Source organism: Kineosporiaceae bacterium, from assembly GCA_016713225.1.
In the GTDB taxonomy this organism is placed as follows: Bacteria; Actinomycetota; Actinomycetes; order Actinomycetales; family Kineosporiaceae; genus JADJPO01.
The window spans coordinates 233,994-260,331 of the sequence record JADJPO010000003.1 but is presented as its reverse complement, the minus strand read 5'-3'; the positions used below and the strand labels follow the sequence as shown (position 1 = coordinate 260,331).

Below are 26,338 nucleotides of genomic sequence, written 5' to 3'. Positions count from 1 at the left end.
CTCAGCGTTCCTGCCGCGGCATGGCCCAGCCGGCCACCGCCATCAAGGCAGCCACACCGGCCACAGCCCAGAACGCGGCCGTCGCGGCGAGGCCGAACCGGGCCGGATCGTGCGACGCGGCGACACCGCCCATGACCCCGTTGACCAGCGCCCCGAGCACGGCGACCCCGACCGCGCTGCCCGCCGAGCGGGCGAACATGTTGGCCCCGGTGACCACGCCCCGCTCGGCCCACTCCACGCTCGACTGAGCCGCGATCAGCGACGGGGTGGCCACCAGACCCAGGCCGAGCCCCAGCACGAAGCAGGCACCCCCGATGGCCGGCACCGAGGGGTGCGCCGACGCCAGGGCGAGGGCCACCGCGCCGGTCACGGCGAGGGTGCCGCCGATGATCACGGTGCGACGGAACCCGAACCGCAGATACAGCCGTCCCGCCTGGGAGGCCGAGATGGGCCAGCCGAGCAGCAGTGGTGCCAGCGTCAGGCCCGAGGCCAACGGCCGCAGGCCGAGCCGGGCCTCCAGGAAGGTCGGCACATAGGTGGTGACGCCCAGAATCAGCACTCCGACACCGAAGCCGACCAACGTGGTGGTGATCAACAGCCGTCGCGAGAAGAGCCAGACCGGCAACACGGGCTCGGCCGCCCGGCGCTCCACCCGAGCGAAGATGAGCAGCGCCAGGGCGCCGACCCCGAACGCCGCCAGGCTCTGCCACGAACGCCACGCCCAGGCCGTTCCTCCCTCGAGCGTGGCGAGGATGACCAGCGCCAGCCCGATGGTCAGCAGCGTGCCGCCGGGCCAGTCGAGACGGTGGCGCCGAGGCTCGATGTGTTCGTGGAAGCGCCGCAGCAGCAACCACGCTGCCACCAGGCCGAGCGGCACGTTGACGAAGAAGATCCACGGCCAGCCCGCGTACTCGCTGAACAGTCCCCCCAACGTCGGGCCGAGCACGGACGCCGTCCCCCAGACACTGGCGACGTACCCCTGCACCGTGGCCCGCTCGGCGACGGTGTAGATGTCGCCGATGATCGTGATCGCCATCGGCTGGACGGCGCCCGCCCCCAGCCCCTGCACCGCCCGGAACGCGATCAGCGCCGGCATCGAGGTGGCCAGTCCGCACAGCGCCGACCCCAGCACGAACAACGCAATCCCGGCCAGGATCACGGGTTTGCGGCCCACCGTGTCGCTGACCTTGCTGTAGAGCGGCACGCTGACGGCCTGGGTCAGCACGTAGATCGAGAACAGCCACGGGAAGCTGGCGAAGTCGCCCAGGTCGGCGACGATCGTGGGGACCGCGGTCGCCAGAATGGTGGCATCGATCGCGATCAGTCCGGTGGTCACCATCAGGGCGATCAGCACCGGGCCACGCTCGGACCCGAACCCGACTCCCGCCGCCACAGGGGTTTGGGTCATCGGACGATCCTACCTACCGGCCCCGCTCTCACCCGTGATCACCGTTGGCAGGGGTTCTCCCCCCGTGACGGGGGCAGAACCCCTGCCTGACGATGATCAATCGCGGGACACCGATCTCAGGCGGTGCCGAAGTTGGCCATCACGTGCTTGATGCGCGTGTAGTCCTCGAGGCCGTACATCGAGAGGTCCTTGCCGTAGCCGGAGTGCTTGAAGCCACCGTGCGGCATCTCGGCCACGAGCGGGATGTGGGTGTTGATCCACACGCAGCCGAAGTCGAGCGAGCGCGACATGCGCATGGCCCGGCCGAAGTCGCTGGTCCACACCGAGGAGGCCAGCGCGTACTGCACGCCGTTGGCCATCGCGAGGGCCTCGGTCTCGTCGGCGAAGGTCTGCACCGTGATCACCGGGCCGAAGATCTCGTTCTGGATCACCTCGTCGTCCTGGCGGACGCCGGAGACCACGGTCGGCTCGATGAAGTAGCCATCACCCAACGCGGTGACCCGGTTGCCACCGGCGCTGATGGTGGCGTGGTCGGGCAAGCGCTCCAGGAAGCCGGTGACCCGGGCCAGCTGACCGGCGTTGTTCACCGGGCCGAACAGGGCGTCCTCGTCGTCCGGCAGGCCGACCTTGCTACCGCGGGCCTGCTCGGCCAGGGCGGCCACGAAGTCCTCGTACACGCCGGCCTGGGCGATCACCCGAGTGGCGGCGGTGCAGTCCTGACCGGCGTTGAAGTAGCCGGCGACGGCGATCGCCTCGGCGGCCGCCGCGACGTCCGCGTCGTCGAAGATGACGACCGGCGCCTTGCCGCCGAGCTCGAGGTGCACCCGCTTGACGTCGCGCGACGCCGACTCGGCCACCTGCATGCCCGCGCGCACCGAGCCGGTGATCGCCACCATCTGCGGCGTGGGGTGCTCGACCAGCGCCCGACCGGTCTCGCGGTCACCGGTGATCACGTTGAGCACGCCGGCGGGGACGAACTCGCTGATCACCTCGGCCAGCAGCAGCGTGGTCTCGGGGGTGGTGTCGCTCGGCTTGAGCACCACGGTGTTGCCGGCGGCCAGCGCCGGTCCGATCTTCCAGGCGGCCATCATCATCGGGTAGTTCCACGGCGTGACCTGACCGATCACGCCGATGGGCTCACGCCGGATCCACGAGGTGTGACCGGCCAGGTACTCCCCCGCTGCACGGCCCTCGAGCACCCGGGCGGCGCCGGCGAAGAAGCGCAGCTGGTCGACCATCGGCGGGATTTCCTCGCTGGTGGTCAGCGCGTGCGGCTTGCCGGTGTTCTCGGCCTCGAGCTTGACGAAGTCCTCGGCCCGGGCCTCGATCGCGTCGGCGATCTTCAGCAGCGCCTGCTGCCGCTGGCTCGGCGTGGTGTCGCGCCACGTCTCGAAGGCCTTGGACGCCGCGGCGTAGGCGGCGTCGACATCGGCAGCCGACGAGACCGGCGCCGAGGCCACGACCGCACCGGTCGACGGGTCGACGATGTCGCTACGGGCGTCGCTGATCGGGTCGCGGTATTCACCGTCGACAAAATTGCGCAGCTGCCTGGGGGCGGACGTGCTCACGGCTTCTCCTCGCGGGAACTGGTCATGATGTGCGCCAGACTCTAGCCGCCGAACGCCAAAATCGGCAGGGCAGAGGCCTGACAGCCGTGGAATCCCTACACGAAGGGCGGCTATGACAACGGAATCGCTTGCCAGATGACCAGACCGTTGTCAGGATCTGGCGATGGGCAACCGGGCAGAACGACCGTCACCCGCTGCGGCACCGCTCGACGAGATCTCCAAACGGATCATCGAGCAGCTGCAGGAGGACGGCCGTCGTCCGTATGCCGCGATCGGCAAGGCCGTGGGCCTGTCCGAGGCTGCCGTGCGCCAGCGGGTACAACGCCTGCTGGAGTCCGGCGTGATGCAGATCGTGGCGGTGACCGACCCGCTTCAGGTCGGCTTCCACCGCCAGGCGATGATCGGCGTCCGGGTCGAGGGCGACATGACCACGGTGGCCGACCGGCTCGCCGAGCTGTCCGAGGTGTCCTACGTCGTGGTCACCGCCGGCTCGTTCGACCTGCTGGCCGAGGTGGTCTGTGAGGACGACGACCACCTGCTCGACGTCCTGGTCCAGCGCATCCGGTGCCTGCCGGGTGTGCGCACCACCGAAACCTTTGTCTACCTGAGACTGCGCAAGCAGCACTACAACTGGGGTACCCGATGACGATCACACCGCAGGCCTTCTCCGAGCCCGGCCCCGACCGGCTCGCGGACCGGGCGCGTGACCACCTCTGGATGCACTTCACGCGCCACTCGACCTTCATCGACGGTGAGGGTCACGTGCCGGTGATCGTGCGCGGCGAGGGTGCCTACATCTGGGACGACCAGGGCCGCCGCTACCTCGACGGCCTGGCCGGGTTGTTCACCGTGCAGGTGGGCCACGGCCGCCAGGAGCTCGCCGATGCCGCCGCGATGCAGGCGCGGGAGCTGGCGTTCTTCCCGCTGTGGTCCTACGCCCACCCGCGGGCGATCGAGCTGGCCGAGCGCCTGGCCGCCGAGGCCCCCGGTGACCTGAACCGGGTCTTCTTCACCACCGGTGGCGGTGAGGCCGTCGAGACCGCGTGGAAGCTGGCCAAGCAGTACTGGAAGCTCGTCGGTAAGCCGATGAAACACAAGGTCATCTCACGCAACGTGGCCTACCACGGCACCCCCCAGGGCGCGCTGTCGATCACCGGCATCCCCGAGGCCAAGCAGATGTTCGAGCCGCTGGTGCCGGGCGGGTTCAAGGTGCCCAACACCAACCTCTACCGGGCACCCGAGCACCTGCGCGAGGACCCGAAGGCGTTCGGTTTGTGGGCGGCCGAGCGCATCGCCGAGGCGATCGAGTTCGAGGGCCCCGACACCGTGGCCGCGGTGTTCCTCGAGCCGGTGCAGAACTCCGGTGGCTGCTTCCCGCCGCCGCCCGGGTACTTCGAGCGGGTGCGCGAGATCTGCGATCAGTACGACGTGCTGCTGGTCTCGGACGAGACCATCTGCGCGTTCGGTCGCATCGGCGGCATGTTCGCCTGCAACGACCTGGGCTACGTGCCCGACATGATCACCTGCGCCAAGGGCATGAGCAGTGGGTACGCCCCCATCGGCGCGATGATCGCGAGTGAGCGGATCTTCGAGCCGTTCAGCAAGGGCACCACGTACTTTCCGCACGGGTACACCTTCGGCGGCCACCCCGTCTCGGCCGCCGTGGCGATGGCCAACCTCGACATCTTCGAGCGCGAGGGTCTGTACGACCACGTGCGCAGCACCGCGCCGGCGTTCCGGGCCTCCCTCGAGAGCCTGCTCGACCTCCCGATCGTCGGCGACGTCCGGGGTGAGGGCTTCTTCTACGGCATCGAGCTGGTCAAGGACAAGACCACGCGTGAGACGTTCAACGACGACGAGAGTGAGCGCCTGCTGCGCGGGTTCCTCTCCAAGGCGCTGTTCGACGCCGGGCTGTACTGCCGCGCCGACGACCGGGGCGACCCGGTGGTCCAGCTCGCTCCCCCGCTGATCATCGGGCAGAGCGAGATCGACGACATCACCTCGACGCTGCGCTCGGTCCTCACGGAGGCATGGTCCCGGCTGTGAGTTCGACGCCGTCGTTCTGGCACGAGAGCCTGATCGCCTCGGGCGAGGACGATCTGCGCCCTCGCCCGGGGTTGGACGGCGACCTCGACGTCGATGTCTGCATCATCGGCGCCGGGTACACCGGTCTCTGGACGGCGTACTACCTGCTGGACGCCGACCCGGCGCTGCGCGTCGTCCTGCTCGAGGCGCAGATCGCCGGGTTCGGTGCCAGCGGCCGCAACGGCGGCTGGTGCTCGGCGCTGTTCCCGCGCTCGACCGCCTCGCTCGCCCGCCGGTACGGCCGCGATGCGGCGCTGGCCATGCGGCGGGCGATGCACGAGACGGTGCGCGAGGTCGGCCGGGTGGCCGACCTCGAGGGCATCGACGCGCACTATGCCCGCGGCGGCACCATCAGCGTGGCCCGCACCGAGGTGCAGTTGCGCCGGGCGCACGAGGACGTTGCCGGTGATGCCGCCTTCGACGGCATCGACGAGGTGAGCTTCCTCGATCCGGACGCCGCGGCCGAGCACGTGCGCACCTCGAACCTGCTCGGGGCGACCTACACCCCGCACTGCGCCCGGATCCACCCCGCGCGACTGGTACGCGGTCTGGCCCGGGCGGTCGAACGGCGCGGCGGCCGGATCGCCGAGCACACCCCGGCGCTGCGGGTCGAGCTGGGCTCGGGTACCAGCCGGGTGATCACCGAGCGGGGCACGGTGCGCGCGGCTCACGTCGTCCGGGCGATCGAGGCCTGGACCGGCACGCTGCCGATCACGCCGGGCGTCCCGGGAACCCCGAGCGCAGGCGCCCGGCCGCTGCCGAACCCGGCCCGCGCCCTGATCCCGGTGTACTCCCTGATGGTGGCCACCGAGCCGTTGCCGGCCTCGACGTGGGCCGAGATCGGGCTGGAGCGGGGGCAGACGGTCAACGACCACCGCCACCTGATCATCTACGGCCAGCGCACGGCGGACGACCGGCTGGTGTTCGGTGGCCGCGGCGCGCCCTATCACTTCGGCTCGGCGATCGAGCCGCGCTTCGATCGCGACCCAGCCGTGTTCACCGCTCTGCAGGCCACCGCACGCGAACTGTTCCCAGCCCTGGGCCGCGCCGAGTTCACTCACGCCTGGGGCGGGCCGTTGGGCATCTCGCGCGACTGGCACTCCAGCGTGGGGATCGACCCGGCGACCGGCTTCGGTTGGGCCGGCGGCTACGTCGGGGACGGCGTCGGGACGGCGAACCTGGCCGGCCGGACCCTGGCCGACCTGATCCGCGGGGTCAAGAGCGAGGCGACGGCGCTGCCTTGGGTCAACCACCGTTGGCGTTCGTGGGAGCCCGAGCCGCTGCGCTGGCTCGCCGTGAACGCCGGGCTGCACACCATGACCGCGGCCGACACCGAGGAGCGACTCACCGGCCGGTCGAGCGTCCTGGCGCGGGTGATGGCACCGTTCCTGGGGCACTGACCAGACGAGGCACCAGTCCGGGCGGCGGTTTCGGCAGCAGGGTGACGTGGTAGGCCTCGTCGATCGGGTCTGGTGTCGTTGAGGCCGCGGCGGAACGGGCTCGGCGAAGCCACGGTGGCCACAGCGGACGCCGGCCTGTCGACCCGAGGAATCGTCCCAGCAACCCAGGTGTCTCAGAAGGGTGGGTGTTCGCTCTCGGTCCGGATGGTCCTGCCGGTGGGGGTGACCCATTGGGTGATGGGCAGTCCGGTGCCGGGGTCGACCAGGGTGGGGGTGAACCCTCGTTCCCGGAGTCGGTGGTGGTGCTTGCAGAGTGGGTGCAGGTTGCATTCACACGTGGGTCCACCGTCGCTGTGGGGGATGCGGTGGTCGATCTCGCAGGTCACCGCGCGGCGGCGGCAGCCGGGGAAGGTGCAGCACTGTTCGCGGGCCTGGACGAGTTCGCGCAGTAGGCCGGTGGCGGTGCGGACCAGGGCCTGGGGTGCCTTCCCGATGCCCAGGACCGTGCCGTGGGTGGGTGAGCCGGGGGTGTCGTCGGTGATCAGGCACCGCCAGGTCGCGGTGACGCCCATCCGATGCAGCCCGGCGAGCAGTTCGCGGATGGCGGATGCGGTGAGTGGTCCGTAGTCGTTGGCCTCGCCGATGCCGTCGCCGCCGAGGACGGCGGACAGGGGCACGGTGATGTGGACTCGGGGTCCGGGCAGCGATGCGAGGGAGTCCGCTGTGAAGGGTTGGGGTGGTCGGCAGCCACCAGACGGCGTCGGCGGGCACCCTGGCCCGGGTTGGGCCGGCTGCGGCGGTTGGGGTGCACGTGCCGGTGCCGGTGTGGGTGTCGGGCACGTCGTTGGCCTCGGCCTCTGCCTGGGTCTCGGATCTGGCCTCGGTGTCGAACTCGGCCTCCGGCTCGGCGTCGGGCGCGGAGGCGGCGTCTGCCGCCGATTCGGCGTTCGCGTCGGGCTGGGCATGGGCCTCGGCTTGGGCGTCATCGTCTGCTGCTGCGTCGGCGGGGGATTCGGTCTCCGCTTCGGGCTCCCTCGCGGGATCGGTGGTCCCGGTCCCGGTCCCGGCCCCGGTGCCGGGGTGGGTGGTGGGGTGGGTGCCGGTGATGAGGTCGGTGATGATGTCGGCGCGGATCGCGGCGGTGGGGCGGGGCTGGTCGGGGTCATCGCCGGCGGAGGCGTGAGCGAGCAGGGTCATCTGGATTGCCTCGATGTCGGCGACCGAGGCGGTCAACGTCATCCGCCCGGTCCCGGGGCCGGCGGTACGGAACGCGACGCGGCGGCGTTCGATGTTGTCGGCGATCTGTTCGGCCAGGTCCCGCGGATCGGCCTTGGCGACCACTCGGTCGAGCCAGGCGGCGAGTTGACCGTAGGTCAACGCGACCACCTTGACCAGCAGCTGCGGTTCCAGCCGCGTCAGGGTCTCGCCGGGCAGGTGGCGGGTCTTGGCCTGGACCAGACGGGCGGTGTCGATGTCCACGGTCCCGGTGGCCAGCAGGTGCCACAGCCCGGGCAGGCGGGTGGGCAGTTCGCGCAGGGTGTCCACCCGTGCCGCCAGGGTGGTCTCGGCGAGGAGGCAGGTGGCGGCGGTCTCGGCGATCGCGGCGCGGTAGCCCAGGTCGTGGTCGGGGAACACCGGCTGGGCGTTGACCGGGCTGGCCTGCTCGTCGGCGGCGCCGTTCTCCCACCGGGTGACCAACTCCTCGGCCGCGACGGTGGCGGCGAGTTTCGCCCAGGTCGCCACCCGACACCCCGCAGCGGCCAGGTCGGCCACGGCCCGGTCGGGCAGGTCGGCCAGGCATCCCAGTTCGACGCCCGCGTCGGGGTCGGGCACGGACAGGGCGGCCAGGTCACCGACCGCGGTCTGCACCGCTGCCGCCAACCGGGCACCAGCCTCACCGGCCAGGGCCGCCACCAACCCCTCCGGGCCTGGCTCACCGACGATGCTCACCCCGTCCGGTCCGCGAAGGGCGTCCGCGGGGCTCGGCCCACCCGGTGCGTTCACGCCGTCCGGCCGGCGCCCGCTGTCGGCTGCGCCAACGATCGCCGGCGAACGCTCCTCGTCCGATGCGTTCCCGGCAGGCAGCGTGGTCAGGGCACTCACCGGCACCAGCCCGGCCAGGTGGGCGCACCGATCGGTGAGCCGAGCGATCCGGCGGGCGGCCCACTCCTGTTCCTCACTCAACCGGCTCACGCGCCGCTCCAGACGACCACACGCCGTCCGCAGCTCACCATCGCGCGCCCGCAACAGGGCACACTCCGCGCGCAGCGCAGCCACCTCGTCGGCATCACCCGACTCGGCGAAGCACGCTTGCATCACGGACATGGAACTAGTCTAATCGAACATACGTTCGATATCAAGGGATGAGCTAGTAGGTTCAGTGACGAACTCACCGAGGCGTCCCGCCACTCCCCGCCCGAGCTCGAGCTCGGGCGGGAACTCGGCAGGCGAATCACCGCCGAATACCCTATGTTTTCGATGAACTTTCAATCGATTGATGATCCCGGGAGACCTCATGTCCGTGCTCCAGGAAGTGCTCGACGCCAACGCCGCCTACTCGGCCGACTTCGGCGCCAAGGGCGAGCTGGCGCTGCCCCCGGCGCGCCGATTCGCCATCCTCACCTGCATGGATGCCCGGCTCGACCCGGCCAAGTACGCCGGCCTGAGCGAGGGCGACGCCCACGTGATCCGCAATGCCGGTGGCCGGGCGAGCGACGATGCGATCCGCTCGCTGGTGATCTCGTACAAGCTGCTGGGCACCCAGGAGTGGTTCGTCGTCCACCACACCGACTGCGGCATGGAGTTCTTCACCGACGAGGTGATGCGGGGCCTGCTGGCCAACAGCCTCGAGACCGCCGCAATGGGCGAGAACGGCTTCCACGACGTCGGTACCGGCCCGGGCAGCACCGAGGCCGCCTACGTCGACTGGCTGACGATCAGCGACCAGACCGGGGCCGTGGTGGACGACGTCCGGCGGATCCGGGACAGTCGGCTGGTTCCGGGCAGCATCCCGATCCACGGCTACCTCTACGACGTGCGCACCGGCCGGTTGATCGAGGTGCCCGAGGCCACCACGGTCGGGGCCGCCCGCTGACCGGGTTCCGTGTTCCCCGGCGAGCCTGCACCGAGTAGTCCAGCTCAGCGAACCTCGAGCACAACCGTGCTCTGCGCCGCCCTTCCGCCGACGGGGTCCCTGCATCACTGGGGAGAGGGAACTCCCCGCCGGGCTCACGGAGGGGCGCCATGGTTGTCGGCCGACATGCCGGGGCAGGACGACATCACGCGGGACGTCACGCCCCGGGCCAGGACGACCCGGGCCTGCGCCGCCGACGTCAGGCCTGGGCCAGCGCGGTAGCCGGTGGCGTGGCGGCCATGGTGTTGTCCGGCACGCTGGCAGATGCGAAGGCTGCCACTCTGCCGTCGGCCGGGGGGACGCGCGCTCCTTCGGCCGTCCTGGCGGCGAGTGTCTCCACGGCCGCAGTCCCCGTCCCAGCGGTGCCCTCGGGCCTTCCCACGGCCATCGAGCCGCTGTCGCCTTACCTGCCACAGGTCTCCTGCCGCCCGGCGTCGACCCCGGGCGCCGTGGCCCTCGGCGACCTGCTGCGCGCCACCTACGCCGGCACCAGTTACAGCATCGCGCGCGACTGCGGCGCCGACGGCATGGCCAGCGAGCACTACGAGGGGCGGGCCGTCGACTGGTTCGTCAGCGTGCGCAAGCCCGATCAGGCGGCCCGCGCCACTGCCGTCCTGAACTGGCTGTTCGCCTCGGACGCCGCGGGCAACCGGTACGCCAACGCCCGCCGACTCGGCGTCATGTACGTGATCTGGAACAACCGCATCTGGGGCTCCTACAACCCCGACGCCGGCTGGCGGGCCTACGGCACGTGCGCGCTGCGGCCCGACCCGAGCGCCGACACCACCTGCCACCGAGACCACATCCACATCTCGCTGTCCTGGGCGGGGACGATGAAGCGCACCTCGTTCTGGACGCGTACGGTGGCGGCCACCGACTACGGCCCCTGCGCCCCGAGCGATCTGAACTGGGCCGGCGGCTACACCACGGCGCGCGCCACCCCCTGCCCGGCACACCCCACCGTGGCGGCGCCCGCCGGGGCCTCGTCGGCCCTGGCCGCCCTGGTGCGCTACAGCGGCGCCACGCTCGGCGCTGGCTCGAACGGAGTGATCGTTCGAGCCGTGCAAGGTGGCCTGGGGCTGACCACGGACGGCAGATACGGCCCGGCGACCGTGGCCGCGGTCAGCGCAGTGCAGCGGGCGCGAGGCCTGCCGGCCACCGGTGCCCTGGACGCCGCGAGCTGGCGCGGGCTGATCGCCGCCCGGATCGCGCGGGAGAGCCTGGCGAAACCTCCGACGGCGAGCCCGCCGTCCGGCGCCCAGTCCAACGGCGGCGGCACGGCAGGTGGGTCGCTGACCAGCTCGGCCGCCGCCACGTTGCGCCCCCATGCCGGCACCGTGTTGCGCCCCGGCTCGAGCGGTGCCGCCGTCCTCGCCCTGCAGCGGGCACTGCACGTGGCGGGAGCCAACGGGTACTTCGGCCCCGCGACGACGGCAGCGGTGATCGCCTACCAGAAGGCACACAAGCTGACCCCGGACGGTGTGGTCGGGCCCGCCACCTGGAAGGTGCTGATCGGCTGAACCTGCTGATCGGCTGATCCTGGGTCGAGGGATCATCGACGGCGTGCCCGATCCTCGCCTCTACCTGCTGGGGCCGCCCCGGTTAGGGTCGACACGTGAGTGAGCGGGGGCTGACGACCGACGGCAGCGTGCTCGGCCTGGCCGGCCGGCGCGAGACCACCCGCACCTGGGCCAACCTGGTCACCGCGATCCGCACCCTCATCGCCGTCCCGCTGGCCATGGCGGCCGCGGTACAGGCCTCACCCGAGCTGCTGATCGCGGGGTACCTGACCTACTGGATCGGCGACATCGCGGACGGCGCGATCGCCCGGGCTCTGGACCAGGAGACCCGCATCGGCGCGGTGCTCGACATCGTCGCCGACCGAGCCTGCGGAGCGTGCTGTGCGCTGGCGCTGGGGGTGATCCGGCCCGAGCTGTGGCCGGCGTTGGCGATCTTCCTGCTGCAGTTCATGGTGCTGGACGGCGCGCTGTCGCTGTCGTTCCTGCGCTGGCCGGTGAAGGGCCCCAACGACTTCTACCTGATCGACCGGATCATCTTCCGCTGGAACTGGTCCAAGCCGGCCAAGGCGCTGAACACCGCCGGCGTGATCCTCGCCGCCGCCGCCGACCAGCCGGTTCTGGCCGTCGTGATCGCCCTGGCCCAAGTAGCCGTCAAGGCCTACTCCACACACCGCCTGCTCCAGCTCACCCCTGACCCCCAACCCTGACCCCCAACCCTGACCCCCAAACCCGCTCATGCTCCGCGGGTGACCGCCCATGCTCCGCAGCCGACGCATGTCGGGGCCGTTCCCGGCCCTCGGAACGTCACCCGCGGAGCATGAGCGGGTTCCGGGTGGTTCAGGGGGTGCGGAGGTTCTCGATGGACGCCGCTGCGCTGACCTCGCCGCGCAGCACCCGACTCACCACCGTCGCGGCCAGCCATGCCAACCCACCAGCCACGATCACGGCCGCAGGCAGCGTCAGCCACACCGGCCACCCGATCGGTTCGACCCCGAGTCGGAAGATGAGTCCGGTCGCCACCCATCCGAGGACGGCGCCGGCAACACACGGTGGCACGGCCGCAGCACGCAGCTGGCGCGCAACCAGGCTCTCGACCAGGTGTTGCGAGGCACCGAGCGCCACCAGGGATGCCGTGGGCCGGCGGGAGTCGAGCACCTGCTCCACCGTGCCGCTCATCATGGAGGCGGCCGCGACCACGGCGACCACCACCGTGGCCGCCCCGGCGAGAGCGAACCCGCCCAGGTAGAACCCCAGGTCGTACTCGCCGCCGTGCAGGTTGTCCTGCACCAGCGAGGCCGACCCGACGAGGCACACCGCGAGGGTGACACCGCAGGCGAGCAGCACCCCGGCCACCCGCCCGGGGGTCCAGGGGTCGGCGACCAGGCGTCGTCCGACGATGCGTTCGGCCACGTCCGGGGATCTCAGGCGGCGGCGTCCGAGCAGAACCATGATCGCCGGGCCGGTCGTGATCGCCGCCCCGGCCAGTCCGAGGGGGAACGTCAGGGTCGCCAGATCGCGCAGACCGTCGACCCGGGCCAGCATGAACCCGGCAACGGCCGCCAGCAGGTAACCGATCGGCACCAGGAGTGCCCGCCGCCGGAACGGGCGCGGTCCACGCCGCACCACCCCCAGCGGGCTGACGACCGACGGGTCGACCGCCCGTCCGGCACGAGCGGACGACGCCGCCACCACGACGATCATCACCAGAGCTGCCGCCGCCCATCCGGCCCCGAGCGCCGGACGAGCCGGCGGCAGCAGCTTCCAGCCCGGGGGTGGCATCACCCCGAGCAGTACCAGCAACACCGCATACGCCGGGCCGGCCAACAGGGCTCCCACCATCGCCGCCGGCAGCACCTCGCTCACGGCGATCCGGCGGCAGTCGGCCCGCGTCGCCCCGCTCAAGATCAGCGCCGCCAGCCGTCGTTCGCGCGCGGCCGCGCCGAACCGCACGAGCTGCAGGACCAGGACCACGACGGGGACGGCGAGCAGGAGCGCCGCTGCCATGACGCCAGCGCGCAGGCCAGGCTCGACCAGATAGGGCGCCAACTGCCAGCTCGGGACGACGGCGATCCCCTCCGCCACCGCCGTCCCGACGGATGGGTCCGCGACGGACTCGACCTCGGACTGGGTGAACATCAGCGCGATGCCCACCGACGCGATACCCAGCGTTCCGGCACCGGCTACGGCCGCCGCCAGCCAACGGTCGCGGGTGCGCTGAGTACCGGCGGCACGCACCGATCGACCGAGCTGCCAGGCCGCCCGCCACCGCTGACCCAGCGACGGGTTCGGGCCACCGGGCAGCGCGGCGCGCACCACGGCATCGGCGGCAGTCATCGCAACATCGCCATCGAGGCGATGGCGCCATCCACCAACCGCAGCTCGCGGTCGGCCACCGCGGCCACGGTGTTGTCATGAGTGATCATCACCAGGGCGGCGGCGCTGTCGCGGACCCGAGTCAGCAACAGCCCCAACAATTCCCGGCCGCCCGCGGTATCGAGGCTTCCGGTCGGCTCGTCGGCGAAGACCACGTGCGGCCCGGTGACCAGAGCGCGCGCGACGGCCACCCGTTGGGCCTGCCCGCCGGACAGCTCCGCCGGCAACATGCCGGCCACCTCGGCGGCCCCACACCGATCGAGCCAGTCGCGCGCCAGCTCGCGCGCGGCGTCCGGGGGTTCACCTTCGAGCAACAGCGGCAAAGCCACGTTGTCGAGCGCGTCGAGCTCACCCACCAGTTGGCCGAACTGCAGCACGATGCCCACCTGTCGCCGGCGCAGGCGAGCACGCTCGGCGTCGCTGATCCGTGCCAGATCGTGGCCGAGCAACTGCACCCGTCCGGTCTGGGCGACCATGAGGCCGGCGGCGAGGTGCAACAGGGTCGACTTGCCCGAACCACTGGGCCCGGTGATCGCGACCACCTCGCCGGCCTGGACCTCGAGGTCGACCCCGCGCAGGGCGACCGTGGAGCGGTAGGCGTGTTGAACCCGCTCGAGCGACAGCGCCGGAGTGGTCGTCATGACAGATCGTCGGTCCTCTCCCGGTGGGGGGCGTGCGCCAGCAGGTGGCCGGCTGCCTCGAGCCAGCGCAGGTCGGCGTCCAGGTGGGTGATCGCGTGTTCGCGGATCAGGGTGGTGGCCGGGTGCGCGGCCGACGCCGACGCCGAGGTGGCGACGGCTTGTTCGGTCAGGGTGCGCAGCCGTCGCAGCAACACCTCGCGCTGGCGAGCGACCAGCCCGGCCGGGTCGCGATCGGTTCTGATGGCCGCGATCAGCTTGCGGATCATCTCTTCCGCGGCGGGCGGCGGGGCGTCCACCGGCTCGGCGAGCCAATCGGTCATCCGATCACGGCCGGCCCCGGTCAGCTCGTAGATCGTGCGCTCGGGACCACCCCCGGTCTCGACGTGCGCCACTGCCACGAGCCCGTCGCGCTCGAGCCGACCCAGGGTGGCGTAGACCTGTGCATAGGCCAGGGGGCGGGCATCGAGGAACCACTCGTCGTGATGGCGCTTCAGGTCATACCCATGGCGCGGCCCGCCGTCCAGCAGCGCCAGCATCACCTCGCCCAGTGCCATGGGCCGACTATACACACGATGTATTCATTCAGTGAATAGCTTGCGTCACGCCTGCGCCCTGTCATCAGTACCGGCGTCACCAGTACCGGCCCCAAACCGGCTCATGCTCCGCAGGTGATGCGTCCCGAGCCGAAATCGGCCCGACAACGCGGTCCCTGCGGAGCATGAGCAGTCACCCGCGGAGCATGAGCGGGTTGGGTTGGTTGGGTTGGGGTGGGGTGGTTGGGGTGGGTCAGTTGTGGCGGAGGAGGATGGGGGTCAGGGCCTCCAGGACGCCGGGGTCCTCGATGGTGCTGGGGACCGCAGGAGTCTTGCCGTCCGCGATCTCGCGCATGGTCTTGCGCAGGATCTTGCCCGAGCGGGTCTTGGGCAGCGCCTTGACCACGTCGATCTCGCGCAACGCCGCGACCGCACCGATCTGCTGGCGCACCAGCGCGACGAGCTCCTGACGCAGCGTCTCGGGGTCGATCTCGAGACCGGCCTTCAGGACGACGAACCCGCGCGGGATCTGACCCTTGAGCTGATCGGCCACACCGACCACGGCGCACTCGGCGACCGCGGGGTGGTGCGCGAGCACGGCCTCCATCGAGCCCGTCGAGAGCCGGTGGCCGGCGACGTTGATGACGTCGTCGGTGCGGCCCATGACGTAGACGTAGCCGTCGGCGTCCTTGAAGCCACCGTCACCGGTCAGGTACCACCCCGGGAACGTGGTCATGTAGCTGGTGTCGTACCGCTCGTCGTCCTGCCACAACGTCGGCAGACAGCCCGGGGGCAGCGGCATCTTGATGCAGATCGAGCCCTCTTCGTCGGCGCCCAGCACCTGGCCGGTCTCGTCCAGCACCTGGACGTCGTAGCCCGGCACCGGCACGGACGGCGAGCCTGCCTTGATCGGCAGCGGGTCGAGCCCACGCAGGTTCGCGCAGATCGCCCAGCCGGTCTCGGTCTGCCACCAGTGATCGACCACGGGCATGCCGAGCACCTCGGTGGCCCACTCGTAGGTGTCGGGGTCGAGTCGCTCCCCCGCCAGGAACAGGGTGCGCATGCACGACATGTCGTACCGCTTCAGGTGTGAGGCGTCCGGGTCCTCCTTCTTGATGGCCCGGAACGCGGTCGGCGCGGTGAACAGCGCACTGATGCCGTACTCGGAGATGACCCGCCAGAAGGCCCCGGCGTCCGGGGTGCCGATCGGCTTGCCCTCGTAGACCATCGTCGTGCACCCGGCCAGCAGCGGCCCGTAGACGATGTAGGAGTGACCCACCACCCAGCCGACGTCGCTGGCGGCCCAGAACACCTCGCCCGGGTTGATGTCGTAGATGTTCTTCATCGACCAGTGCAACGCGACGGCGTGCCCGCCGTTGTCGCGCACGATGCCCTTGGGCTTACCGGTCGTGCCCGAGGTGTAGAGGATGTACAGCGGGTCGGTGGCCCCGACCGCCACCGCCTCGGCGGGAGCGATCGCGTCCGAGGCCATCGCAGCCGCCCAGTCGACGTCGTTCGGACCCATCTCGGCGACCGACTGCGGCCGCTGCAAGATGATCGTCTTCTCGGGCTTGGACTGCGCCAGCTCGATGGCGGCGTCCAGCATCGGCTTGTACGGGATCACCCGCGAGGTCTCGATGCCGCAGGAGGCCGACACGATCACCTTGGGGGTGGCGTCGTCGATCCGGATCGCCAGCTCGTTCGGCGCGAAGCCGCCGAAGACCACGGAGTGGATCGCGCCGAGGCGGGCACAGGCGAGCATGGCGATGACGGCCTCGGGCACCATCGGCATGTAGACGACCACCCGGTCGCCCTTCTCGACACCCTGGCTGCGCAGCACGCCGGCGAACTTGGCCACCTGCTCGAGCAACTCGGAGTAGGTGTAGGTGCGCTTGGTGCCGGTGACCGGCGAGTCGTAGATCAGCGCGAGCTGGTCGGCCCGGCCATTGATCACGTGGCGGTCCAGTGCGTTGTAGCAGGTGTTCAGGACCCCATCGGGGAACCACTTGTAGAACGGGGGGTTCGAGTCGTCGAGCACCTGGGTCGGCGCCTGCACCCAGTCGATCCCCTTGGCCGCCTCACCCCAGAACCCGCTCGGGTCCTCGATGCTGCGGCGGAAGGCCGCTTCGTATGCCCCAGTACCAACCTGCGTGGAAGTCATTCGCGCTCCTGTGCGCTCGTCATCCCTGGCTTGATCGACGCACCACCCCAGGGATGCTTCCTCGCATCGTGTGCACCCCAACGGTTCGACTCGATCGTCAACGCCCGTCTCGTGCGCCATCGTCGCGGGCGCGGGCCGCGGCGGGATAGGCCAGAGCGGTGAGGTAACTCACTCACGCGACGAGTGGCCGCGACTCACACAACGCCGTTCAATTCCCCGGACATTGGTCCCAGAACCACTCAGACCGCCGCGACCACCAGCAGTTCGACCACCCGGTCGAGGAAGGCATCCACCGAGGCCTCGCGGTACCCGCGAGCGCCCCGACGGCTCTTGAACACCGCCAGCCGGACGGCGTCCGGCTGCAGCGGGCGGCCGCTGGCGAAGGCGTCCTCGATCCGTCGGCAGAGATCGTCGACCTGCTCGATGTCGTAGGTGAGCTCGAGCCCGGTACCCCGCGGGAAGCGCTGGCCGTCGCTGCGCGCGAGCTGAGCCCGCAGCGACTGCTCCTGGCTGCGCAACTGGGTCTGCCAGCCGCTGCTGCCGGCGCGCTCCTCGCCACGGTGCTTCTCGCGGCGGGCAAAGGCATCCTCGATGCGGTCGAGCGCGGCGTCCACGGCCTCGACGTCGTACCCCCCACGCACCAGGTCGAAGCCGACGGTGCGCACGTGCCAGGAGGTCATCGTCCCGCCGCGCCCACCGTCCTCATAGGCCGCCCGCGCCCGGGCCAGGAACGCCTCGACCTGCTCGGCGTCGTAACCCTTCGCCAGCCGGCTCGCCCGGGGAAACGTGTCGGTCACGGCGTTGATTGTGCCAAACGCTGGGCCCTGGTCGAACCACCTGCGGCGAGCTGACCGCACGCGCCGTCGATCTCGCGGCCTCGAGTGTCACGAATCGTTGTCGTGACACCGGCCTCGCGCAGGGTCTGGACGAACCGATCGGCGACCGACGGCTCGCTCGCGGTCCACCGCGATCCAGGGGTGGGATTGAGGGGGATCGGGTTGATGTGCACCCAGCCCCGCCCCCGTCGATTGAGTTCTCCGGCCAGTTTCTTGGCCCGCCAGGCCTGGTCGTTCACGTCCCGGATCAGCGCGTACTCGATGCTCACCCGGCGTCCGGTGGCCCCGGCATAGCGGCGCGCGGCGTCCAGAACCTCGGTCACCGGCCACCGCGTGTTGACCGGAACCAGTTCGTCGCGCAGCGTGTCGTCCGGCGCGTGCAGCGACAACGCCAGCGTCAGCGGCAGGCCTTCGGCCGCCAACCGGTCGATGGCCGGCACCAATCCCACGGTCGAGACCGTCACGCCCCGCGCCGACAACCCCAGCCCCGCGGGAACCGGCGCGGTCAGCGCCCGGACCGCGGTCATCAGGGCGCGGTAGTTGGCCAGCGGCTCCCCCATGCCCATGAACACCACGTTGCTCACCCGCGGGCCCCCCACCCGCGCCTGGACGCGGGCCGCCGACACCACCTGTTCGACGATCTCGGCGGCGCTCAGGTTGCGTTCCAGGCCCCCCTGGCCGGTGGCACAGAACGGGCAGCCCATGCCGCAACCGGCCTGGCTGGAGGCGCACACGGTGACCCGCTCGGGGTAGCGCATCAGGACGCTCTCGACCAGCGAGCCGTCGAACAACTGCCACACGGTCTTGACCGTCTGGTCGTTGTCGCAGGTCAACTCCCGCACCGGAGTGAGCAACCAGGGCAGCATGGCCGCCGCCAGCCGCTGCCGGGCCGCCGCGGGAAGGTCGGTCATCGCCTCGGCCCCGGCGCCGTCCGGCCCGACGCCGACCAGGTGCTCGAAGTAGTGCACCGAGAGCTGGCGTGCCCGAAAACCCTTGTCACCCAGGGCGATGACGGCCTCGGCGCGTTCGGCCTCGGTCAGATCGGCCAGGTGCCGAGGGGGACGAGTCGCCCGGCCACCGGACGGCGCAGCCACCTCGAGCCCGACCGGCACCTTCACGTGACGGGGACCAGGTAGGCCAGCAGCAGGAAACTGGCCGGGGCGGTGAGCAGCAGCGAGTCGAGCCGGTCCATCATGCCGCCGTGCCCCGGCAACACACTGCCCATGTCCTTGACCCCCAGGTCGCGCTTGAGCAGCGACTCGGCCAGGTCACCGATGGTCGCCGTGACGGCCACCGCGGCACCGACCACCGAGCCGGCCCACCACGGGCCGTGCAGCAGCACGATGACCCCGGCCGTCGCCACGATCATGCAGGCGAGCACCGAGCCGGCCAGCCCCTCCCAGGACTTGCGCGGGCTCACGCTGGGCGCGAGCGGGTGCCGACCGAACCGGACCCCCGCGGCCAGACCGCCGATGTCACTGGCCACGGTCACCGCGATGAAGACGATGACGCGCATCGCGCCGTCCGGCGCTGCCAGCATGACGATCGAGAAGGCGGCCATGAACGGCACGTAGGCCGCCGTGAACACCCCCGCCGAGATGTCGCGCGCAGCGCCGTCCAGACCGTCGATGATGCGCCACAACAGCACCCCGAAGGCGGTCAGCGCGAAGGCGACCAGCAGGCCCTCCTCCCGGGCCACGTAGGCCGAGACGAGCATGCCGAGCGCGCCGACGACCAGCGGCACCACCGGGATCTGGATCCGCTTGGCGGCCAGCGCCCCGGCCATCTCCCACAGCGCGATGACCACCGCGGCCGACACCAGGCCGACGAAGGCCTCCTTGCGGAACAACAGCGAGGCCAGGACGGCGCCGCCCAGCGCCGCGCCGACGGCGATGGCCATCGGCAGGTTACGACCCGCACGACTGGACGCCGAGCCCGACCGGCCGGCAGCGCCACCGGACGGCGCGCCGCCACCTCGGGCACGTCGGCGGGGCGAGTCCTGGGTACGGGCGGCAGCACCGGCCCGCGGCAGCAGCTGGGTCTCCTCGTCGCGGACGGCGTCTGCGGCCGCCCGGTCGAGGTCGAGGGGTTCCGGCGAGGGATCGGCGGTGGACACGACCTGCGGAGCGACGTCGGGCGCACCGACGATGCGCAACGAAGCGCTCGGCGTCGGGTCGAACGAGACCGGCGGGGTCGACAGGATGCGCCGCTGACCGGCGGTCGGCCCGGTCCGGGTGCGTTCGGCCAGTCGCAGCGCACCGGTCCGGGGGTCGGAGGCCCGGGGGTCTGGGGTGCCGGCGTCGGGGGTGCGGGTCTGCGGCGCAGCGGCCGGGGTCGCCCAGGGAGCCGGGTCGGGCGTCGCCGGCCGCGTCAGGGTGGGCATCGGCCCGGTGGGGAGCAACCGGGGCGGTAGGAAGCCGGAACCGTCGTCATCGACCAGCGAGATGCTGCGTGGGCCGGTCTCGGTGGCCGAGACATCGGGCAGGGAGATGACGCGCGGGGCCTCGAAGGGGGCGGTGCGCTCGGCGCTCAACCTCGGGCCCGAGGCGGCGCGGGTCGCCCGTTCGGCCCGCTGACCGCGCAGGGTGCGGCGGCTGGGCAGCGGTTCGCCACCGATCAGGGGGTCGTGGGCGCTCATACCTCGAGCAGCTCACTCTCTTTGTGCTTGAGCAGGTCGTCGATGGCCTCGACGTGACGCTTGGTCACCTGCTCGAGTTCCTTCTCGGCGCGGTTGACCTCGTCCTCGCCGGCCTCGCCGTCCTTGTTGATGCGGTCGAGCTCCTCCTTGGCCCGGCGCCGGATGTTGCGCACCGAGACCCGGGCCTCCTCGGCCTTGTGGCGGGCGATCTTGATGTAGTCCCGGCGGCGCTCCTCGGTCAGCTGGGGCAGCACCAGCCGGATCACCACGCCGTCGTTGGACGGGTTCACGCCGAGGTCGGAGTCGCGCAGCGCCCGCTCGATCGCACCCATGGAGCCCTTGTCGTAGGGCGAGACCAGCACGGTGCGCGCCTCGGGGGTCTGGAACGAGGCGAGCTGCTGCAACGGCGTCGGGGCACCGTAGTAGTCGACCAGGATCTTGTTGAACATCGCCGGGTTGGCCCGCCCGGTGCGGATCCCCGCGAAGTCCTCCTTGGCGACCTCGATCGCCTTCTCCATCTTCTCTTCGGCCTCGAAGAGAGTCTCGTCGATCACAGCTGCTCCCTGGTGTGCCAACGGGGTGATTGCACGAGCCGGTGAGGTGGACCGGTCAGGTGGCCGAAACCAGCGTGCCGATCCTCTCACCTCGGACGGCACGCACGACATTGCCTTCGCCCTCCATACCGAACACGATCATCGGCATGTCGTTCTCCATGCAGAGGGCGAACGCCGTGGCATCCGCCACCTTCAGATTGCGTGACAAAGCCTCACTGAACGTGATGTGTTCGAGCCGCGTCGCGGTGGGGTCGAGCCGCGGGTCCGCGGTGTAGACGCCGTCCACCCCGTACTTGCCCATCAGGATCACCTCGCAGTGGGTCTCCAGCGCGCGCTGGGCCGCGACGGTGTCGGTGGAGAAGAACGGCATCCCGGCGCCGGCGCCGAAGATGACCACCCGCCCCTTCTCGAGGTGGCGGATCGCGCGGCGCGGGATGTAGGCCTCGGCGACCTGGCCCATGGTGATCGCGGTCTGCACCCGGGTGTCGATGCCTTCCTTCTCCAGGAAGTCCTGCAGCGCCAGGCAGTTCATCACGATGCCGAGCATGCCCATGTAGTCGGCGCGGGCGCGGTCCATGCCCCGCTGCTGCAATTCGGCGCCGCGGAAGAAGTTGCCGCCACCGATCACCACCGCGACCTGGACGCCCGATTGCACCGCCTGGGCAACCTCCTTGGCGATCGCCTTGACCACGTCCGGATCGACGCCGACCTTGCCCCCGCCGAAGGCCTCGCCCGAGAGCTTCAGCAGGACTCGGTGGTACCTCAGATCGTCCGTCGTGTCCTGCATCTGGTCGGGCATGGGCTCAGTCTGCCAGGTCCGTGAGGGCCTGGATGCACGCCGAACGGCCGCCACCCCCGAGGGGGTGACGACCGTCTGCGTGACGTTCGGCGAGCGGTGGCGCTCAGGCGCCGACCTGGAACCGAGCGTAGGCCTGGGCGGCCACACCGGCCTCGGTCAGCACCTGCTTGACCGTCTTGGTCTGGTCCTTGGCGAACTTCTGCTCCAGCAGGACGACGTCCTTGAAGAACGCGTCCACCCGGCCCTCGACGATGCGCGGCAGGGCCTGCTCGGGCTTGCCCTCCTCGCGCGACTTCTCCTCGGCGATGTGGCGCTCGGCAGCCACCACGTCGGCCGGCACGGCCTCCCGGGTGAGGTAGGCCGGCTTCATCGCCGCGGCGTGCATCGCGACGTCCCGGGCGACCGCCACGTTCGCGGCGTCACCCTCGACGCCGACCAGGACGCCGATCTGCGGGGGCAGATCGGGGCTGGTGCGGTGCAGGTAGCTGGCCACGTGCGGGGCCTCCACCCGGGCCACGCCGCGCACCTCGATCTTCTCGCCGATGGTGCCGGTGGCGTCGGTGATCAGCTGGGCCACGGTCTGGCCGGGGGCCACCTCGCTGGCCAGCAGCTCCTCGACGGTCGTCGCCTTGATGGCGACGGCCTGGTCGAGCACCCGCTGGGCCAGGGCCTGGAACGTGTCGCCCTTGGAGACGAAGTCGGTCTCGCAGTTGACCTCGACCAGGGTGCCCACGCCGTCGGCGACGTGCGCGGCCACCAGGCCGTTGGACGCCGTCCGGTCGGCCCGCTTCTCGGCAGTGGCCTGGCCCTTGATCCGCAGGAACTCGATCGCCTTCTCGAGGTCGCCGTCGTTCTCCTCGAGTGCCCGCTTGCAGTCCATCATTCCGGCGCCGGTGAGGTCACGCAGCTTCTTGACGTCGGCTGCGCTGATGTTCGCCATGGGGGTTCGGTACTCCTTCGATTCTGCGTCGTCCGTGGTCAGTTGGTCTCGGCGGGCGTCGGCTCGGCCTCGACGGGTGCCTCAGCAGGCGCCTCGGCGGGTGCCTCGGCCGGAGCCTCGGCAGGCGTCTCGGCGGAAGCCTCGACCACTGCCTCGACAGCTGCCGGTGCCTCGGCCTCGACGGGCGCGGCCTCAGCTGGCGCAGCAGCCTCGGCGGGAGCCTCGGCCGACCCGGCGAGCAGCTCGCGCTCCCACTCGGCCAGCGGCTCGTCGGCGGTGACCGCACCGGCGGTGGCGGCCTCGTTGCCCCGCGAGCGAGCCATCAGGCCCTCGGCCACGGCGTCGGCGACCACGCGGGTGAGCAGGGTGACCGACCGGATCGCGTCGTCGTTGCCCGGGATCTTGTAGTCGACCTCGTCCGGGTCGCAGTTGGTGTCGAGGATCGCCACGATCGGGATGTTGAGCTTGCGGGCCTCGTCGACCGCGAGGTGCTCTTTCTTGGTGTCGACGATCCACACCGCGCTCGGAACCCGGGCCATGTCCCGGATGCCACCGAGGGTCTTGGTCAGCTTGTCCTTCTCGCGGCGCAGGACCAGCAGTTCCTTCTTGGTCATGCCGGAGCCGGCGACGTCGTCGAAGTCGAGCAGCTCGAGCTCCTTGAGGCGCTGCAGCCGCTTGTGCACGGTCTGGAAGTTGGTGAGCATGCCACCCAGCCAGCGCTGGTTGACATACGGCATCCCGACCCGCGCGGCCTGCTCGGCGATCGGCTCCTGCGCCTGCTTCTTGGTGCCGACGAACAGGATCGTGCCGCCGTGGGCGACGGTCTCCTTGATGAAGTCGTAGGCGTTGTCGATGAACAGCAGCGACTGCTGCAGATCGATGATGTAGATGCCGTTGCGCTCGGTGAAGATGAACCGCTTCATCTTCGGGTTCCAGCGCCGGGTCTGGTGTCCGAAGTGGACGCCGCTCTCGAGGAGCTGGCGCATCGTGACGACAGCCATGATCTCTCGTGTCTCCTGATCGGTTGTCCGCGTCGTCCGGTCGGACGGCGCGCCAGGCGCCACGACGCACCAGAACCGCATCGGGCAGTGCCCGGATGAGGACCGATCGGTGCGCCCCGTCGGCGGATCGAGATCTCGATCCAGGTCCACAGACGGCCCGTGGCGCGGTGATGTCGGACCAGTACGCCCTGCAACTCACGCTGCAACACACACCGAACCGCGGGGGCATCCTACGGGCGTGGTGGCACGGTCACCAAAACGACCACGGCTGCGTAGAGTGCGCGCCATGGCAGCACGCAGCGCGCCCGACCACGGCAGGGTCGGCGGCGCCTGGCAGCGGGTCGCCCGGTCCTCCCGGTTGCTGCGCGAGGACGGCACGCTGGCCGCGACCATCTTCGCCGAGATGTCCGCCCTGGCGGTGCGTACCGGCGCGGTCAACCTGGGCCAGGGCTTTCCCGACACCGACGGGCCGGACGTCGTGCTGGAGGCAGCGGTGCGCGCCGTCCGAGGTGGGGCGAACCAGTACCCGCCCGGACGCGGCATCCCCGCATTGCGGGCTGCCATCGCCGCGCATCAGCAGCGGTTCTACGGCCTGGACGTCGACCCCGACCGCGAGGTGCTGGTGACCGTGGGGGCGACCGAGGCGATCGCGTCCGCCGTACTGGCGTTGTGCTCGCCGGGCGACGAGGTGGTGATGCTGGAGCCGTATTACGACTCCTACGCGGCCACCGTCGAGCTGGCCGGGGCGGTGCGCCGCACCGTGCCGCTGCGCTTTCCCGACTACACCCTGGACGTCGCGGCGCTGGCGGCCGCGTTCACCGACCGCACCCGACTGCTGCTGCTCAACTCGCCCCACAACCCGACCGGGCGGGTGCTGACCCGGGACGAGCTGACCGCGGTGGCCGAGCTGGCGATCCGGCACGACGTGATCGTGGTGACCGACGAGGTCTACGAGCACCTGGTCTTCGACGGCCTCGAGCACCTGCCGCTGGCGAGCCTGCCCGGAATGGCCGAGCGGACGCTGACCATCTCCTCGGCCGGCAAGACCTTCTCGGTGACGGGGTGGAAGATCGGCTGGATCACCGGCCCGGCAGACCTGATCGACGCCGTGACCACGATCAAGCAGTTCCTCAGTTACGTGTCGGGCGCACCGCTGCAGCCGGCGGTGGCCGAGGCGCTGGCGCTGCCCGACGAGGTCTACGCCGGCCTGACGTCCCGGCTGCAGGCCGGCCGCGACCAGTTGGTCGCGGGCCTGGCCGAGGCCGGGTTCACCGTGGCCCCGACCTCCGGCACCTACTTCGTCGTCGCCGACGCCGCTCCCCTGGGCTTCCCCGACTCGCTGGACTTCTGCCAACGGCTGCCCGACCTCGCCGGCGTGGTCGCCGTCCCGGTGCAGGTCTTCCACGACACCCCGGACGCCGCCGGCGCCCGCTCCCTGGTCCGCTTCGCCTTCTGCAAACGCCCCGAAGTGATCACCGAAGCCGTAACCCGCCTCACCACCGCCCTAACCTGACCCCCCAACCCCACCCCCCGGGATCCCCACCCCCAGGACCCCCACCCCCATGAGCGCAATGTCACGTTGCGCTCATCCAGCGAGTGCAACGTGACATTGCGCTCGCCGGGGATGAGCGTGAAGCCCTCAGTCGAGGTCGGGCAGGTCACGGAGAGTGGCGGCAGCGGCGTCCCGGACGCTCTGTGCCTCGGTCCGGTGCCGGACGGCGTCGCTCACCTCGATCAGGCGCGCGTCATCGTCCGCCTCGGCCTGGGCGAGGTCGGCCCGCAGCTGGGCCAGGCGGGTTCGAGCAGCCTCGGAGGCCTCCCGGGCACGCTGCACCGTGACGGTGGCCGTCTCGAGGTCGCGCTCGGCCCGGGCCAGGGCGAATTCGGCCTCGCGGCGAGCCCCCTCGAGACGTTCCCGCTCGGCGCGCTGACGGCGGGCCTGAGTGCGGGCGAGCTCGCCGTCGGACGTCGCGTCGTCACCGGCGGGGGTGGTGTCGGCGGGGGTGGCCTCGGCGGACCGACCGCCGCGGATCACAGCCAGCGGGACGCCCGTGGCGGTGCGGGCGACCGCATCGGCGATGTCGACGTCGCCGAAGCCGGAATAGGCCAGCGCCCGGGTCAGCGTGCCCGACCCGACCGCCTGGGTGGCCTCGGCGCTGGCCAGCGCCGCCACCACGGTGTCGCGTACCTGATCGAGCACGGACGGCGCGAGCCGCTGGCCGCCCTCGCTCGCCTGCTCGGCAGCGGCCTGGGTCATGGTGCGCAGGACGACGTCCCGCTCACCGCGCAGTGTGCGCAAGGCTGCGGCATCCAGTCGGGTCTGCGCCGAGCGCAGCCGTTCCCCCAGGTCGGTCAACTGCTCCACCAGATCGGGACGACGGCGCACCAGGTGGTTGACCGCCCATGCCGCCACGCTCGGTTTGCGCAGCGCGGCAATCTGTTTCGCGATCTCGGGCTCGCCGTCGGCCTTGGCCTGCTTCGCCAGACGTGAGCGGGTGGCCACGAAGTCGCCAGGCGCCGCTGCATAGACCTGCGCGGCGGCATCCTCGAGCCGGGACTCGCCGCCGGCGACGCCCTCACCCGTCATCTGCCCAGGCTAGAGGCTGTGCCGATCTGCACGGACCTGCACCGACCTGCACCGACCTCGCGACGGACCTCGCGACGGCGAGGACGTTGCGTCCCCAGATCGGCCAGGTCGTCCCACTGTCCACAGGACGCGAGGGGGCGGTGGCCCAGCGGGCGGCGGCG

The 26,338-nt window shown here is 71.0% G+C and carries 22 protein-coding genes; 7 read left to right on the top strand and 15 right to left on the bottom strand.

Features of this window, described 5'->3' with window-relative positions; all coding sequences use genetic code 11:
* Position 1: 1 nt before the first annotated feature.
* Complete coding sequence (locus IPK24_12260; GenBank protein ID MBK8076309.1) at positions 2-1,408, bottom strand: MFS transporter; 1,407 nt, start codon at positions 1,406-1,408, stop codon at positions 2-4.
* 116 nt (positions 1,409-1,524) lie between these two features.
* Entirely contained in the window at positions 1,525-2,976 is a 1,452-nt protein-coding gene (locus IPK24_12255; protein MBK8076308.1) for an aminobutyraldehyde dehydrogenase, read from the bottom strand.
* A 163-nt stretch (positions 2,977-3,139) separates the two neighbouring features.
* On the opposite strand from IPK24_12255, the gene IPK24_12250 reads away from it, so the two are divergent.
* The 3 genes from IPK24_12250 to IPK24_12240 are packed head-to-tail and all read left to right on the top strand — an operon-like array spanning position 3,140 to position 6,461.
* Complete coding sequence (locus IPK24_12250; protein ID MBK8076307.1) at positions 3,140-3,622, top strand: Lrp/AsnC family transcriptional regulator; 483 nt, start codon at positions 3,140-3,142, stop codon at positions 3,620-3,622.
* Entirely contained in the window at positions 3,619-5,022 is a 1,404-nt protein-coding gene (locus IPK24_12245) for an aspartate aminotransferase family protein (protein MBK8076306.1), read from the top strand. Before IPK24_12250 ends, IPK24_12245 begins: the two co-directional genes overlap by 4 nt.
* Positions 5,007-6,461 (top strand): FAD-dependent oxidoreductase, encoded by a 1,455-nt coding sequence (locus IPK24_12240; protein MBK8076305.1) that lies wholly within the window; start codon positions 5,007-5,009, stop codon positions 6,459-6,461. The genes IPK24_12245 and IPK24_12240 overlap by 16 nt, the downstream gene beginning before the upstream one ends.
* A gap of 330 nt (positions 6,462-6,791) precedes the next feature.
* Here the strand turns inward: IPK24_12240 and IPK24_12235 are convergent, their stop codons facing one another.
* A complete protein-coding gene (locus tag IPK24_12235; protein ID MBK8076304.1) occupies positions 6,792-8,786 on the bottom strand; it encodes a hypothetical protein in 1,995 nt (664 codons plus the stop codon).
* 190 nt (positions 8,787-8,976) lie between these two features.
* Here IPK24_12235 and IPK24_12230 point away from each other — a divergent pair, with 190 nt between their 5' ends.
* The 3 genes from IPK24_12230 to IPK24_12220 all read left to right on the top strand — a co-directional run bounded on the left by IPK24_12230 (position 8,977) and on the right by IPK24_12220 (position 11,821).
* A complete protein-coding gene (locus IPK24_12230; protein MBK8076303.1) occupies positions 8,977-9,555 on the top strand; it encodes a carbonic anhydrase in 579 nt (192 codons plus the stop codon).
* Positions 9,556-10,667: 1,112 nt separating this feature from the next.
* A complete protein-coding gene (locus IPK24_12225) occupies positions 10,668-11,114 on the top strand; it encodes a peptidoglycan-binding protein (GenBank protein ID MBK8076302.1) in 447 nt (148 codons plus the stop codon).
* 128 nt (positions 11,115-11,242) lie between these two features.
* Positions 11,243-11,821, top strand: coding sequence for a CDP-alcohol phosphatidyltransferase family protein (locus tag IPK24_12220; protein MBK8076301.1), 579 nt, complete (start codon positions 11,243-11,245; stop codon positions 11,819-11,821).
* Between the two features lie 130 nt (positions 11,822-11,951).
* On the opposite strand, the gene IPK24_12215 is transcribed toward IPK24_12220, so the two are convergent.
* The 11 genes from IPK24_12215 to rpsB all read right to left on the bottom strand — a co-directional run bounded on the left by IPK24_12215 (position 11,952) and on the right by rpsB (position 23,590).
* Positions 11,952-13,448, bottom strand: a complete 1,497-nt coding sequence (locus tag IPK24_12215; GenBank protein MBK8076300.1) for a hypothetical protein — start codon at positions 13,446-13,448, stop codon at positions 11,952-11,954.
* Positions 13,445-14,128, bottom strand: a complete 684-nt coding sequence (locus IPK24_12210) for an ABC transporter ATP-binding protein (protein ID MBK8076299.1) — start codon at positions 14,126-14,128, stop codon at positions 13,445-13,447. The genes IPK24_12215 and IPK24_12210 overlap by 4 nt, the downstream gene beginning before the upstream one ends.
* Positions 14,125-14,682, bottom strand: a complete 558-nt coding sequence (locus IPK24_12205; GenBank protein ID MBK8076298.1) for a PadR family transcriptional regulator — start codon at positions 14,680-14,682, stop codon at positions 14,125-14,127. Before IPK24_12205 ends, IPK24_12210 begins: the two co-directional genes overlap by 4 nt.
* 232 nt (positions 14,683-14,914) lie before the next feature.
* Positions 14,915-16,822 carry a propionyl-CoA synthetase gene (locus tag IPK24_12200; GenBank protein ID MBK8076297.1) on the bottom strand — a complete coding sequence of 636 codons (1,908 nt, stop codon included), beginning with the start codon at positions 16,820-16,822 and terminating at the stop codon, positions 14,915-14,917.
* A gap of 239 nt (positions 16,823-17,061) precedes the next feature.
* Positions 17,062-17,619 carry a DivIVA domain-containing protein gene (locus IPK24_12195; protein MBK8076296.1) on the bottom strand — a complete coding sequence of 186 codons (558 nt, stop codon included), beginning with the start codon at positions 17,617-17,619 and terminating at the stop codon, positions 17,062-17,064.
* Positions 17,616-18,776 (bottom strand): 23S rRNA (adenine(2503)-C(2))-methyltransferase RlmN, encoded by a 1,161-nt coding sequence (gene rlmN / locus IPK24_12190; GenBank protein ID MBK8076295.1) that lies wholly within the window; start codon positions 18,774-18,776, stop codon positions 17,616-17,618. The genes IPK24_12195 and rlmN overlap by 4 nt, the downstream gene beginning before the upstream one ends.
* Positions 18,773-19,558 (bottom strand): phosphatidate cytidylyltransferase, encoded by a 786-nt coding sequence (locus tag IPK24_12185; protein ID MBK8076294.1) that lies wholly within the window; start codon positions 19,556-19,558, stop codon positions 18,773-18,775. Before IPK24_12185 ends, rlmN begins: the two co-directional genes overlap by 4 nt.
* Before the next feature lie 734 nt (positions 19,559-20,292).
* Positions 20,293-20,850 (bottom strand): ribosome recycling factor, encoded by a 558-nt coding sequence (gene frr / locus IPK24_12180; protein ID MBK8076293.1) that lies wholly within the window; start codon positions 20,848-20,850, stop codon positions 20,293-20,295.
* Between the two features lie 55 nt (positions 20,851-20,905).
* Positions 20,906-21,637 (bottom strand): UMP kinase, encoded by a 732-nt coding sequence (locus IPK24_12175; protein ID MBK8076292.1) that lies wholly within the window; start codon positions 21,635-21,637, stop codon positions 20,906-20,908.
* Positions 21,638-21,752: 115 nt separating this feature from the next.
* Positions 21,753-22,589 (bottom strand): elongation factor Ts, encoded by an 837-nt coding sequence (locus IPK24_12170; protein ID MBK8076291.1) that lies wholly within the window; start codon positions 22,587-22,589, stop codon positions 21,753-21,755.
* Positions 22,590-22,627: 38 nt separating this feature from the next.
* Positions 22,628-23,590, bottom strand: a complete 963-nt coding sequence (gene rpsB / locus IPK24_12165; GenBank protein MBK8076290.1) for a 30S ribosomal protein S2 — start codon at positions 23,588-23,590, stop codon at positions 22,628-22,630.
* A gap of 286 nt (positions 23,591-23,876) precedes the next feature.
* Between rpsB and IPK24_12160 the strand changes: the two genes are divergently transcribed.
* Positions 23,877-25,103 (top strand): pyridoxal phosphate-dependent aminotransferase, encoded by a 1,227-nt coding sequence (locus tag IPK24_12160; GenBank protein MBK8076289.1) that lies wholly within the window; start codon positions 23,877-23,879, stop codon positions 25,101-25,103.
* Positions 25,104-25,229: 126 nt separating this feature from the next.
* Here IPK24_12160 and IPK24_12155 read toward each other — a convergent pair whose 3' ends face one another.
* A complete protein-coding gene (locus tag IPK24_12155) occupies positions 25,230-26,177 on the bottom strand; it encodes a hypothetical protein (protein MBK8076288.1) in 948 nt (315 codons plus the stop codon).
* Positions 26,178-26,338 lie beyond the last annotated feature (161 nt).

Coding starts and splice junctions, on each gene's coding strand:
- IPK24_12230 (MBK8076303.1), top strand. CDS start 8,977: ATGTCCGTGCTCCAGGAAGTGCTCGACGCCAACGCCGCCTACTCGGCC.
- IPK24_12170 (MBK8076291.1), bottom strand. CDS start 22,589: ATGGCGAACATCAGCGCAGCCGACGTCAAGAAGCTGCGTGACCTCACC.
- IPK24_12215 (MBK8076300.1), bottom strand. CDS start 13,448: ATGACTGCCGCCGATGCCGTGGTGCGCGCCGCGCTGCCCGGTGGCCCG.
- IPK24_12200 (MBK8076297.1), bottom strand. CDS start 16,822: ATGACTTCCACGCAGGTTGGTACTGGGGCATACGAAGCGGCCTTCCGC.
- IPK24_12205 (MBK8076298.1), bottom strand. CDS start 14,682: ATGGCACTGGGCGAGGTGATGCTGGCGCTGCTGGACGGCGGGCCGCGC.
- IPK24_12235 (MBK8076304.1), bottom strand. CDS start 8,786: ATGTCCGTGATGCAAGCGTGCTTCGCCGAGTCGGGTGATGCCGACGAG.
- IPK24_12250 (MBK8076307.1), top strand. CDS start 3,140: ATGGGCAACCGGGCAGAACGACCGTCACCCGCTGCGGCACCGCTCGAC.
- IPK24_12210 (MBK8076299.1), bottom strand. CDS start 14,128: ATGACGACCACTCCGGCGCTGTCGCTCGAGCGGGTTCAACACGCCTAC.
- IPK24_12175 (MBK8076292.1), bottom strand. CDS start 21,637: ATGCAGGACACGACGGACGATCTGAGGTACCACCGAGTCCTGCTGAAG.
- IPK24_12155 (MBK8076288.1), bottom strand. CDS start 26,177: ATGACGGGTGAGGGCGTCGCCGGCGGCGAGTCCCGGCTCGAGGATGCC.
- rpsB (MBK8076290.1), bottom strand. CDS start 23,590: ATGGCTGTCGTCACGATGCGCCAGCTCCTCGAGAGCGGCGTCCACTTC.
- IPK24_12245 (MBK8076306.1), top strand. CDS start 3,619: ATGACGATCACACCGCAGGCCTTCTCCGAGCCCGGCCCCGACCGGCTC.
- IPK24_12260 (MBK8076309.1), bottom strand. CDS start 1,408: ATGACCCAAACCCCTGTGGCGGCGGGAGTCGGGTTCGGGTCCGAGCGT.
- IPK24_12240 (MBK8076305.1), top strand. CDS start 5,007: ATGGTCCCGGCTGTGAGTTCGACGCCGTCGTTCTGGCACGAGAGCCTG.
- IPK24_12160 (MBK8076289.1), top strand. CDS start 23,877: ATGGCAGCACGCAGCGCGCCCGACCACGGCAGGGTCGGCGGCGCCTGG.
- IPK24_12185 (MBK8076294.1), bottom strand. CDS start 19,558: ATGGCCATCGCCGTCGGCGCGGCGCTGGGCGGCGCCGTCCTGGCCTCG.